Here is a 12,702-nt window from a genome sequence, read left to right on the forward strand (position 1 = left end):
AGTTCAAGTTGGCTCCTACAGAGGGTCTGGCACGGATATATTGTGCAGTTACGCGTCCCGCTGCGAAGAGGACCGAGCAATCAACATAAAAAAACCGGCCTGAAATTTTCATTTCAGACCGGTTTTTTTTCGGGCGAACCTTACGCGGCTTTGGCCTGGGCTTGACTCAGCGAGCGATTCAGGGCACTGAACAGTGCGCGGAAGCTGGCGGTGGTGATGTTTTCATCGATGCCTACACCGTGGACCGCACGATCACCATTGACCCGCAGCTCGATGTAAGCGGCTGCTTTGGCCGTTGTCCCGGCGCCAATGGCGTGTTCGTTGTAGTCCATGATTTCTACAGAAACCGGCAGGCTGGCGACCAGTGCTTCCAGAGCGCCTTTGCCCTTGCCGCGCCAGTGCTGGGTATCGCCATCGCAATGGACTTCAGCATCCACCGAGCTGTTGCCGTTTTCTTCCTGCAGTTTATGGCTGAGCAAGGCGTACGGCACGTTGGCTTGCAGGTATTCGCGGTGCAGCAAGCTATGAATCTGCTGCGCGCTCATTTCCAGGCCCAGGCGATCGGTTTCGCCCTGAACCACCTGGCTGAACTCGATCTGCATCCGGCGTGGCAGGCAGATGCCATATTCCTGTTCCAGCAAGTAAGCGATGCCGCCCTTGCCTGACTGGCTGTTGACCCGAATCACCGCCTCGTAGCTGCGCCCTATATCGGCCGGGTCGATCGGCAGGTAAGGCACTTCCCACAAGGTGTCAGGTTGTTGTTGGCTGAAACCTTTGCGGATGGCGTCCTGGTGCGAGCCAGAGAACGCGGTATGCACCAGATCGCCAACATACGGATGGCGTGGGTGGACCGGAATCTGGTTGCACTCCTCGACGACCTTGCGCACGCCGTCGATGTCAGAGAAGTCCAGTTGAGGGTTGATGCCCTGGGTATAGAGGTTCAGTGCCACGGTCACCAGATCGACGTTACCGGTACGCTCACCGTTACCGAACAGGCAACCTTCAACGCGATCAGCGCCCGCCATGAGGCCCAGTTCAGTGGCTGCAACACCGGTACCACGGTCGTTGTGGGTGTGCAGGCTGATCAGCACGCTGTCGCGGCGATTGATATTGCGGCCAAACCACTCGATCTGGTCGGCATATATGTTGGGTGTAGCCACTTCAACAGTTGCTGGCAGGTTGAGGATGACTTTGTGCTCAGGCGTCGGGTTCCAGACCTCGATCACCGCGTCGCACACTTCTTTGGCGAACTCCAGTTCAGTCGCGCTGAAGGTCTCTGGCGAGTATTCGAAGGTCCACTGGGTTTCAGGCTGCTGGGCGGCGAACTTGACGAACAGCTTGGCAGCGCTGACTGCGATTTCTTTCACGCCGGCTTTGTCCTGGTTGAAGACAATGCGGCGGAACGAAGGCGAGGTAGCGTTATACAGGTGAACGATGGCTTTCTTTGCCCCGCGCAGGGATTCGAACGTGCGCGCGATCAAGTCCTCACGACCCTGGGTCAGCACCTGAATGGTGGTGTCATCCGGGATGTGGTTGCCTTCAATCAGGGTACGGACGAAGTCAAAGTCGGTTTGCGATGCGGCCGGGAACGACGCTTCGATCTCCTTGACGCCAACGCTGACCAGTGTCTTCCAGAAGCGCAGTTTCTTGGTCGCATCCATTGGCTCGATCAGCGATTGGTTGCCGTCGCGAAGGTCAGAGCTGCACCAGATGGGCGCCGCGGTGATGGTCTTCGAAGGCCAGGTGCGGTCAGGCAGGTCAATAGTCGGAAACGCGCGGTACTTGGTCGAGGGATCGTTAAGCATTGCCATTGGGAGAAATCCTTGTTGTGCTGGCCGGATAGAGGCGGCCTACCGTAGAAACGAAAGAAAGGGGCGAGGCACCGCGATCTAGCTTGGCAGTCGTGCACTGACCAGGCAGAGGCAGCGATGTTGTCGCAACAGAATGAGGGTATGTGAGGTTTTCATGTCGTCAACCGTAACCATTGAGGTGAAAGTTGGCAAGCAGTGCTTGAAAATTGAGATAAATTCGCTATTTAACGTTTTTATTGGGTTTTTATAGCGATATTTTAAGGGATGCTGCTGTGCTATTGCGCGGGCTTCGACTGTTGCGCAACTTGAGCTATCGTCTTGGCAGACTTGTCTGCGAAAGGGGCGGCGCGGTATCGGGGTTGGCCGAGCGTCGATATTGGGTAAAAATTGCCATCGCTGAATTTGAATAAGGAATGGGTGATGAAAGAGTCGGATTGGAAACTGCTTAGCAAGCTGAAGCCGCTGGCGGTAGAGCGGCTGTACGATCGCATTTTTCATGATGTTCAGGGGGCAGTGGCAGCTCGGGGAAAAACCAGTCGTGAATTGGTTCACGGCACAAAGCGGGTTGTAGATGGCGGAATCAAGGAGGTATCGGCGATCTTTGACTCCTTGAATTTCTCACGAACCCATGCCGAAACCCATTTAATGTCTATGTGTAGCGCAAACCTTCTGACTGAACAGGAGTTGTCCGGATTCAGTGAGGAAACCCAGGAGCGCCTTCGCCAGTGGTTTGGACCCAATGACGAATGACATAGGCAACTCAGGGCTGAAACGCACCAATGAAAATCGCCGGATCGACCCGTGCGTCATTCAGGCTGACGTTCCAGTGCATGTGCGGCCCGGTTGCGCGGCCGGTTGAGCCGACTTTGCCTACCACGCCGCCACGGGCTACTGATTGGCCAACCTTCACGTCGATTTTCGACATGTGGCAGAACATGCTGATAAAGCCCTGGCCGTGGTCGACGAACACCGTGTTGCCATTGAAGAAGTAGTTGCCGATCAGGATCACCTTGCCTGCGGCTGGCGATTTGATCGGGGTGCCCGCGGGTACAGCGAAATCCAGACCCGCGTGGGGGTTACGTTCTTCGCCATTAAAGAATCGTCGCACGCCAAACTTGCTCGAAAGCGGCCCGTTCACCGGCTTGTCCAACAGCAGGTTGCTCGGCGTCCCCGGGGTAAAGCTACGGTAAGCACGAATCTGCTCGGCCAGTTCGCCATCAATACGTTTCAGGTCGGCAGGGTTGGGGTTGACCTGGCGCTGGTTCTTCAGGGTGATGTGTTGTTCGGGGTAATGCTTGCTGCCGACGGTGAAATTCAGGTTGCGGGTGCCGCTGGCGGTTTTGGCGGTGATTTGCTGGTCGCCGGGCTTGATCGTCAACGGCACACCCACAATCGCCAGCCAGCGTGCGTCCTGTTCCTTGACCACCAACACCGGTTTGCCTTGATAACTGGCTTGCGGCGTCTGTGCGTTGGCACCCAGATCAACCACCGCGACGCCGCCTGGTACTGGCTTGTTCAGCAGGCGGGCGATGTAACTGTCGTCTGCGGCCTGCGCGGGCAGGGCCAGACACAGTGCAAAAAGTGGCGCAATAAAACGCGGCATCAATGGATCAATCCAGAAGAGAGAGGGTGACGGGCGCCAGGTGGTTGTCTTCGACACGCACCTGCAATTCGCCTTCGCCAAGCCGGGCTTTCAAGCGCTGGCCGTTATGGGTTTGTTCCGCGCTGCGAATTGCATGACCACGTTCATCGAGCAGGATGCTGTAGCCACGGCTCAGCGTTGCCAGCGGGCTGACCACGTGCAGGGTCTGCATCTGGCTTTGCAGCTGCAAGCGGCGGGTCTTGATCGTTTCGCGGATCGCCCGGGGCAAGCGTTGGGCCAAACTGTCGAGCCGTTGTTTCAGTAGCGCCAGGGTGCGCCCCGGGTGCTGGGCGGCGAGGCGCGCTTGCAGATGAGTCAGGCGTGCAGCTCGTTTTTGCGTGAGCTGCTCGAAGGCACGGCGCAGGCGCATGTCCAGATCATCCAGACGCTGTGCTTGCTGACGCAGGCGCTCGCCAGGATGCCGCAAGCGTCGAGAGATGCCTTCCAGGCGCAGGCGCTCGCGCATCAAGCGATCCTGGATGCGGGTCACCAACCGACGCTTCAAGTTATCGACCCGACGCTGCAGGTCGCTGGAGTCTGGTGCGAGCAGCTCTGCCGCAGCCGAGGGTGTCGGCGCGCGCACGTCGGCCACGAAATCGCTGATCGAGACGTCGGTCTCATGCCCGACCGCGCTGACAATCGGCGTCACACAAGCATCGATTGCGCGGGCGACCGCTTCTTCGTTAAAGCACCACAAGTCTTCCAGCGAGCCGCCGCCACGGGCCAGGATCAAGGCATCAAAACCTCGAGAATCGGCCAGTTTCAAAGCACGGACAATTTGCGCGATAGCCTCGCGCCCCTGGACGGCGGTCGGGATCAACGTTAGTTGGACCTGCGGCGCACGGCGACGGAACACGCTGATGATGTCGCGAATCACCGCGCCCGTAGGCGAGCTGATGATGCCGATGCGACGCGGATGCAAAGGCAGCGGTACTTTGCGTTCGGCGCTGAACAGGCCCTCGGCGCTGAGTTTGTCTTTCAGTGCATCGAAGGCCAGGCGCAGGGCCCCTTCACCGGCGGGCTCGACGGTGTCGAGAATCAACTGATAGTCGCCACGGCCTTCGAACAGCGAAACCTTGCCGCGCACTTTCACGGCCAGACCGTCTTTCAATACCTGACGAACCCGTGCTGCGCTTTGCCGGAACAGCGCACAACGCACCTGGGCGCCACTGTCCTTGAGGGTGAAATACACATGGCCGGAAGCCGGGCGGGACAGATTGGAGATTTCGCCCTCAACCCAGATATTACTGAACACATCCTCCAGCAGCACGCGCGCGCGGCCGTTGAGCTGGCTGACGGTGAGGACTTCCCGGTCGAGGCCGAGTCTTGCGAAGGGGTCTTTAATCATGGCGGGCATGATAAAGGCGTCACCGCAGCTGTGTCGAACGGATACGTCCTCCGACAGGACCTCGTTCGTTTTTGCTAAAGTCAGCGCCCTTGCACTCATGGACGCGAGCTAATGACCCTTGTTGAGCTGTTCAATCAACTGGCGTTCACGCCCCTCGACTGGGTGCTGATCGAGCTGGGCGTGATGGGCGCGTATATCGTGTTTGGCATCGCCGGGTTTGGTACGGCGTTGATCGCCGGGCCGGTGCTGATCAATTTCATGACGTTGTCGCGGATCATTCCGCTGCTGGTGCTGCTGGATTTCATCGCAGCACTCGGCAATCTACTGCCTTCGCGCCAATCGGTGGTCAAGGCCGAACTCCTACGCCTGCTGCCTTGCATGGCGGTGGGCTGCACCTTGGGCGTGGTGTTTCTGCTCAACCTCAAGTCCGACGTATTGCTGTTGCTGATGGGGTTGTTCATCACCGCTTACGCGCTTTATAGCCTAGGGGTAAAAGTCCGTCCGACACAGCTCGCGGCGGGCTGGGCGATACCGATGGGCACCATTGGCGGCCTGTTCGGTGCGTTATTTGGCAGTGGTGGTTTTCTTTACGCGATTTACCTGAACAGTCGTTTGCCTTCCAAGGTGCAGGCGCGGGCGACCCAGGCGGCACTGATCAGTTGCAGCACCATTGTTCGGTTGAGCCTGTTTCTGCTGGCGGGGGTGTACGCCGAAATGCCGTTGCTGATGCTCGCCGCTTGCCTGTTTCCGGCAATGGTCGTGGGCTCATGGATTGGCCGTTCGCTGACCATGAAACTGTCGCGCGAGGCGTTTGTGCGCCTGGTCACCTGGCTGGTGCTGGCCAGTGGCATTGCGTTGATCGGTCGCTACTTATCCACATGAGCCAGTACTTGACCTGCGAGAGGGGGGGATTAAGCTGCCTTATTAAGCAGCAGCAATAGGCGTCATTCATGAACACCCAAAGTATCATCGTCCCGCAGATTTCCGACTTCCCGGCTCACGAGGCCAGGGCTCGGCTGATCCTGCGCTGGCTGATGAACAAGAACATCATCGAGCAAGAACTGACCACCTGCGGCCGCAGTTTCAGCAAGATGGCCTATGCCGTTGCGCCCGGTGCTCGGCATGTCGTTGAAAATCCGGACGCCTTACCGTTTGGTCAAGCGATCAACGGTCTGGAGATCGTCACCAAGCGCTGCATCTTTACCCCGCTGACCGATTTTGCCGAAGAAGCCGGATGCCCTGAGTGCAGAAAAGAAGTGGGTGAAGCGCTGTTCGACAGCCTGGAAGACTGGATGCCGGGTCACACCGATAACTTCATCTGCCCGGAATGCGGGCATGAAGACGACATCAATGGCTTCCTGTTCCTGCAAGCCTGCGGCTTTTCCAATTTGGGCTTCATCTTCAATAACTGGCTGGACGCCCCGTTCAAACAGAGTTTTCTCGATGAATTCGCCGAGCGTCTTGACCGGCCGGTTTCGTTCGTCAAAGTGCATTTGGACGCGGATTGATAATAGGCTGAGGTTTACATTGAGCCGAGAGGTCGGTATGGGTATAATGGCGCGCTTCCAATTTCCCGCTCGGGAGCCCCCGCGATGCTGCGTATCAGCCAAGAAGCTCTAACCTTCGACGACATTCTCCTAGTGCCCGGTTATTCCGAGGTACTTCCTAACGAAGTTAGTTTGAAGACACGTTTGACACGTGGCATCGAGCTGAACATTCCGCTGGTCTCTGCCGCAATGGATACCGTGACTGAAGCCCGTCTGGCAATTGCCATGGCTCAGGAAGGTGGTATCGGCATTATCCACAAGAACATGACCGTCGAGCAGCAAGCTGCCGAAGTGCGTAAGGTCAAGAAGTTCGAAGCCGGCGTCGTCAAGGACCCAATCACCATCGAGGCTGATGCCACGGTACGTGACCTGTTTGAACTGACGCATCTGCACAATATTTCCGGCGTACCGGTGATGCACAATGGCGATCTGGTCGGCATCGTGACATCCCGTGACGTGCGCTTCGAAAACCGTCTGGATGTTCCTGTCCGTGAAGTGATGACGCCTAAAGAGCGTCTCGTCACTGTTCGTGAAGGCGCCGACAAGAACGAAGTGCGTGAGCTGCTGCACAGGCATCGTCTGGAAAAAGTCCTGATCGTCGACGACAAGTTCGCGCTCAAGGGCATGATGACCGTCAAAGACATCGAAAAAGCCAAGGCGTACCCGCTGGCGAGCAAGGACGACCAAGGTCGTCTGCGTGTCGGCGCTGCGGTCGGCACCGGCAAGGACACTGCCGAACGCGTCGCAGCCCTGGTCTCGGCCGGCGTTGACGTGGTGGTGGTCGACACCGCCCACGGTCACTCCAAAGGCGTGATCGATCGCGTTCGTTGGGTCAAAGAGAATTTCCCTGAAGTGCAGGTCATTGGCGGCAACATCGCCACGGGCGCTGCTGCCACGGCGCTGGTTGAAGCGGGCGCCGATGCGGTCAAGGTCGGTATCGGTCCTGGTTCCATCTGCACCACGCGCATCGTTGCCGGTGTCGGCGTGCCGCAAATCAGTGCCATTGCCAACGTTGCTGCTGCCCTTGAAGGCACGGGCGTTCCGTTGATTGCCGATGGCGGCATCCGTTATTCGGGCGACCTGTCCAAAGCCATCGTAGCCGGTGCTTCCTGCGTGATGATGGGCTCGATGTTTGCCGGTACCGAAGAGGCGCCAGGCGAAATCGAACTGTTCCAGGGTCGCTCCTACAAGGCTTACCGCGGTATGGGTTCGCTGGGTGCAATGTCTCAGGCGCAGGGCTCTTCCGACCGTTACTTCCAGGACTCTTCCGAGGGTGCCGAGAAGCTGGTGCCGGAAGGCATCGAAGGCCGGGTCGCTTACAAAGGCTCGCTGAGCGCTATCGTTCACCAATTGATGGGCGGCCTGCGTTCCTCGATGGGTTACACCGGCAGCGCGGATATCGAAGAGATGCGCACCAAGCCTGAATTCGTGCGTATCACCGGTGCCGGCATGGCTGAGTCCCACGTCCATGACGTGCAGATCACCAAAGAAGCACCGAACTACCGCGTAGGCTAAACGCGAAATTAGCTATTCCTGTGGGACCGAATTCATTCGGGAAGCGGACTACGTGCTCTGTCTGATGGACCACGTTGTTGCTTTCGCGAATGAATTCGCTCCCACAGGTAATCCGGGGCTGCTAGCAGCCCCGCGTTTGTTTTTGGTATTCACGAGAGAAGAGTCATGGCCCTCGACATTCACGCCCATCGCATCCTGATCCTCGACTTCGGTTCCCAGTACACTCAGTTGATCGCCCGCCGCGTGCGTGAGATCGGTGTGTATTGCGAACTGCATCCGTTCGACATGGACGACGAAGCGATTCGCGAATTCAACCCGCGCGGGATCATTCTCGCCGGTGGCCCCGAGTCCGTACACGAGGCCAATAGCCCGCGTGCACCTCAGGCAGTGTTTGACCTGAACGTACCGGTCTTTGGTATTTGCTACGGCATGCAGACCATGGCTGAACAGCTGGGTGGTCGCGTGCAGGGTTCCGAGCTGCGCGAATTCGGTTATGCCCGTGTCGATGTGGTGGGCAAGAGCCGCATCCTCGATGGCATTGAAGATCACGTTGATCCTGACGGCGTTTTCGGCCTCGACGTGTGGATGAGCCACGGCGACAAAGTAACTGAAATCCCGCAAGGCTTTCATGTGTTGGCCAGCACTCCGAGCTGCCCGATCGCCGGTATGGCCGATGACAAACGTGGCTACTACGGCGTGCAGTTCCACCCGGAAGTGACCCACACCAAGCAGGGTGGCCGCATCCTGTCGCGCTTCATTCTCGACATCTGTGGCTGCGAAGCCCTGTGGACGCCGTCGCACATCGCTGAAGACGCCATCGCGCATGTCCGTGCCCTGGTTGGCACCGATAACGTGCTGCTCGGTCTGTCTGGCGGTGTCGATTCTTCGGTGGTTGCGGCATTGCTGCACAAAGCCATTGGCGATCAACTGACTTGCGTCTTTGTCGACAATGGCCTGCTGCGCCTGCATGAAGGCGAGCAAGTGATGGCCATGTTCGCCGAGAACATGGGTGTCAAAGTGATCCGCGCCAACGCTGCAGATCAGTTCCTCGACAATCTGGCGGGCGAGAGCGATCCAGAGAAGAAGCGCAAGATCATCGGTCGCACCTTCATCGATGTATTTGACGCCGAATCCTGCAAGCTGGACAACATCAAGTACCTGGCTCAGGGCACCATCTACCCGGACGTGATCGAGTCGGCTGGCGCGAAAAGCGGCAAGGCTCACGTGATCAAATCGCACCACAACGTGGGTGGTTTGCCGGACGAGATGAACCTGAAGCTGGTCGAGCCGCTGCGCGAACTGTTCAAGGATGAAGTCCGCCGCCTGGGCCTCGAACTCGGCCTGCCGTATGACATGGTCTACCGTCACCCATTCCCTGGTCCAGGCCTGGGTGTGCGGATTCTCGGTGAAGTGAAAAGGGAATATGCCGACCTGTTGCGTCGTGCTGACCACATCTTTATCGAAGAGCTGCGCAAGGCCGACTGGTATCACAAGGTCAGCCAGGCATTCGTGGTGTTCCAGCCGGTGAAATCGGTAGGCGTGGTGGGCGATGCCCGTCGTTACGCCTGGGTCGTGGCCCTGCGCGCCGTGGAAACTGTCGACTTCATGACTGCGCGTTGGGCACACCTGCCTTACGAACTGCTTGAAACCGTCAGCGGCCGCATCATCAATGAAATCGAAGGTATCTCCCGCGTCACTTACGACGTGTCGAGCAAGCCGCCAGCGACCATTGAGTGGGAATGATCGTTAGCTGAGTTAAAAAGCCGCTGATCAAATCAGCGGCTTTTTTGCATGTGCAGAACGAAAGACTGCACGCGTGCTTTTTCCCTCCGTCAGGTGTGCTTCATTCCCATGAGCATTAGCGCATTGATCAGCTCGCCGACACTGTCGAAACGTCGGCCGCTGATGTAACGCCAACTAGGTCGGTTGATATAGACATGCCCACGGTCTGTGTTGATCAACGTGCGCACGAGTGAGTTATCGCCACTGCGGTGAATCAGCGTGGACTGACCGTTGGATTTGTCCAGGGTAAACATGCCCGCCCGGGGAAGGCGGTTTTCCAGCGTTTCAGTAGGTGTGGATGAGGCGCCCTGTACGGTTTCCATCTGCAGTCTCAAGTCACTTTTTACGAAGCCCGATTTATTGCCGATTCCATTGGTCAGGTGCTTGCCGGGGTCGATGTCTATCCCTTTTGACTGGCCCATGCCGACGTCTTCAATTCGAAGACCAATAGCGCTCTCCAATTCGCTGACGCCCGGGACCCCTTCGAACGTATTGGCGTGGGAGTTGCCCACCAATGCTATCCACTTGCCGGCCCCCCGAGCGGTCTGATGGGCGCGAATCACGGTTCGAGCAAAAAAATTCATCATCCTTTGCCGCAACGTTCCATCGGGATCGGGCATGCCCGCGAGCCTGTAGCTCGCCATGCAGTCGATCGCCCTGACGCGTATATGGTTTTCGTTGGCCGTTTTGACCAGTGCCATGAAAGTGTATTGGCCGCTGGGGTCTGTGCTATGCCCAGCGTCGAGAGTGTTCAGATAGTGTTCGAGGTTCTCCGACATCTTTCCAGTCCGGGCAAAAACATCGAGGTCCGCTTGGTGGAAATCAGTAAGCAGGTGCTCCAGGTAAAGCGTCTTGACCTTGAGCTTGGCCAATTGCGGCATGTTCTCGATCAGCAGTTGCTTGCTGCCGATGCTCGAATGGCTCTCACCGACAACCAGGCCCGAGGTGTTATTGAAGATTTTTTTCAGGAAATCTTTGCTCTTGGCCGTGGGGGCCAGCTCCGGTATTTCCGGCCGTGGTGGTAGCTCTGGATGTTCATAGAACGCAGTGGCGTCCTGAGACAGACGTTCTCGGAGTGCCCTGAGCTTGATATAGGGTGCGTTCCACTCGTCACCCGGCATCGCACGGTCGCCACTCACTGCGTCGGATAGATAGACATCCTCGGCGGCGCTTCTCAGAGGCTGCTGCATTTCGACCGGAACGTCGTACGGGCTGACCGGTGTTTCGGCGGCGGATGCAGCGGCCGTTGAGCGACCCCATGGCAGTTTGCCAAAAATCTTGCCACCGCCTTTGAGCCCTTTGGCGACGATAGGCTCCCATTCGCCAAAGGCATTCAATCGCACGGGCAAGTTGCGATAGAACGAGAACGGGTTTTCTGGATCGATGATGACCCAGGTTTTCATCTCGTTGACGTAACGCACCGCGTAAGCGAAGTCATTCATGGAAATATAGGTTTCGGCTTTATCCAGTAGATAAATGCCGCGCATCCGTCCTTCGGTCAACGGGGTGAGTCCATCGAGCAACACGTTGGTTTCGAAGGGTGCCAACAGGTTATTGCTTTCGACGGCATAAACGGGCCCCGGCGCGATGGCCTCGAGATCAGGCGCGATGCTCGCCGGTTCAGCGGGCTCGATTGATTCGCCGCCTTCTTTAGGGACCACGGCCTCCAGCGCTTCTTCGCCTTCTGCTGACGCGCCGCCGGCGCCGATCAGGAAAAGACTGTTGAACAACGCATCCACGCCGCTGAGGATGGCGCCAATAACACCCGCCTTACGCTCGGCGGTGGTGTGGCCGTTGACCGCCTGATCGATGTGCAGGGCCGTATTCGACAGGCCTGCACCCACGGCCACCAACGCCACTGGCCAGTCCAGTGCTGCCAATCCACCGGCGACTCGCGAAAGGGAACTCAGATAGCCGATCCACATTTGCTTCCTCAAATCGGCATTGGAGTGCAGGGACAGGTAGGCATCGGAGCTCATCCGCGTTTTCGCTGTGTCGCGCATCCAGGTGAAGGCATCACCCGAAATCGTTTGATCGCTCTGATTGATCAGGCTGGGTCCCGGCGCCCCCCATGTGCTGAACAGCAGGTCCAACATGTGGTTCAAGCCGACGGCGTCATTCTGCAAGTGGGTGGACAGCGGGAAGTGCGCCATGAACGCGGCGCGTTTCGGCGCCCTGTTGGTTTGGGACAGTACCCACCAATGCAGATCGTCGTGGGTCTCGAACACATGGAATGCATCGATTTCGCCAGGTACGTAGAGCAACTGCCTGCCGTTGTGGTCCACGATACGCAGGATGTTGCTGGAAACATGGCCTGCGATATCAAACGTGCAAATGCGCAGCCCCTCGGTCGGCTGCGTTTCAGTCGTGAGTGCCTCAAGGCTGATCGGCCAGGACACATCGCCGCACACCGCGTTGATAACGGTCTGGAAGTTGTCATCAGTCAGCCAGCCGCTGTCACGATCCTCCAAGGCTCTGGCGATGAAATTGCCCTTTGCCATGGTCCGGAAATCGTCCGCGCGGTCCTGCCAGAACGCATTCAGTCTGGCGGTATATCGGGTGCTGAAATCGACTTGCCAGAGGTCGCTCAGTACATCGGCAGGCAGCAGCCGGACTTCATTGGTCTCGTTGAAAATCTTGGCCGTTGGACCCGCAGTATAGAAACCTCCAATTACTTGAAGATCGAGAACGTTGTCCTGGTCCTGAGCGTGGAATCGGCGCATGACCAGTTGCGGCAGGGTCATGGATTCGATGGGTGGGTCGTAATGCTGCCAGCCATTGAAGGTGCGTGGGCTGCTGACGGAGGTGGTGAAGCGATGCCAATAGACATGGTCTGGCTCGATGTCGCTGCCGAGGCGTTTGTGCAGGATTCCTTTCGCGGCCTCCCGCGCCATTTCCAGCATGTCCGGGCAGGATTCAACCAATTGACGAGCCAGGACGTCTAGGGCGATTCGGTCAGTTGAGTTCATAGGTGTCACTCATTGAAGGGGAGCCTGAAGCGTGACCGGGGCCTTGAACCGAAGAGCGGTACTTATGTAATGACCTCGTTAATCGAAA

The 12,702-nt window shown here is 57.8% G+C and carries 9 protein-coding genes; 5 read left to right on the forward strand and 4 right to left on the reverse strand.

What is annotated here, in order from left to right; translation table 11 throughout:
* Positions 1–140: 140 nt before the first annotated feature.
* The gene (leuA, locus tag AC1ME2_RS20280; RefSeq protein ID WP_480436270.1) at positions 141–1,811 is read right to left on the reverse strand and encodes a 2-isopropylmalate synthase; all 1,671 of its coding nucleotides are present in this window, start codon (positions 1,809–1,811) and stop codon (positions 141–143) included.
* 420 nt (positions 1,812–2,231) lie between these two features.
* Between leuA and AC1ME2_RS20285 the strand changes: the two genes are divergently transcribed.
* Positions 2,232–2,561: a hypothetical protein gene (locus tag AC1ME2_RS20285; RefSeq protein ID WP_480436271.1), complete on the forward strand. Its 330-nt coding sequence runs from the start codon at positions 2,232–2,234 to the stop codon at positions 2,559–2,561.
* A 10-nt stretch (positions 2,562–2,571) separates the two neighbouring features.
* Here AC1ME2_RS20285 and AC1ME2_RS20290 read toward each other — a convergent pair whose 3' ends face one another.
* Positions 2,572–3,414, reverse strand: coding sequence for a peptidoglycan DD-metalloendopeptidase family protein (locus AC1ME2_RS20290; RefSeq protein ID WP_480436273.1), 843 nt, complete (start codon positions 3,412–3,414; stop codon positions 2,572–2,574).
* Between the two features lie 7 nt (positions 3,415–3,421).
* Positions 3,422–4,801, reverse strand: a complete 1,380-nt coding sequence (gene xseA / locus AC1ME2_RS20295) for an exodeoxyribonuclease VII large subunit (RefSeq protein WP_480442246.1) — start codon at positions 4,799–4,801, stop codon at positions 3,422–3,424.
* Between the two features lie 111 nt (positions 4,802–4,912).
* Between xseA and AC1ME2_RS20300 the strand changes: the two genes are divergently transcribed.
* The 4 genes from AC1ME2_RS20300 to guaA all read left to right on the forward strand — a co-directional run bounded on the left by AC1ME2_RS20300 (position 4,913) and on the right by guaA (position 9,606).
* Positions 4,913–5,683: a sulfite exporter TauE/SafE family protein gene (locus AC1ME2_RS20300; protein WP_480436275.1), complete on the forward strand. Its 771-nt coding sequence runs from the start codon at positions 4,913–4,915 to the stop codon at positions 5,681–5,683.
* Between the two features lie 68 nt (positions 5,684–5,751).
* Positions 5,752–6,309 (forward strand): sugar ABC transporter ATPase, encoded by a 558-nt coding sequence (locus AC1ME2_RS20305; protein WP_480436276.1) that lies wholly within the window; start codon positions 5,752–5,754, stop codon positions 6,307–6,309.
* 84 nt (positions 6,310–6,393) lie between these two features.
* Positions 6,394–7,863, forward strand: a complete 1,470-nt coding sequence (gene guaB, locus AC1ME2_RS20310) for an IMP dehydrogenase (protein ID WP_480436277.1) — start codon at positions 6,394–6,396, stop codon at positions 7,861–7,863.
* Between the two features lie 165 nt (positions 7,864–8,028).
* Positions 8,029–9,606 carry a glutamine-hydrolyzing GMP synthase gene (guaA, locus tag AC1ME2_RS20315; protein ID WP_480436279.1) on the forward strand — a complete coding sequence of 526 codons (1,578 nt, stop codon included), beginning with the start codon at positions 8,029–8,031 and terminating at the stop codon, positions 9,604–9,606.
* 89 nt (positions 9,607–9,695) lie between these two features.
* Here guaA and AC1ME2_RS20320 read toward each other — a convergent pair whose 3' ends face one another.
* Positions 9,696–12,614 carry a membrane-targeted effector domain-containing toxin gene (locus AC1ME2_RS20320; protein WP_480436280.1) on the reverse strand — a complete coding sequence of 973 codons (2,919 nt, stop codon included), beginning with the start codon at positions 12,612–12,614 and terminating at the stop codon, positions 9,696–9,698.
* Positions 12,615–12,702 lie beyond the last annotated feature (88 nt).

The sequence above is a fragment of the Pseudomonas sp. ASL9 genome (assembly GCF_056680335.1).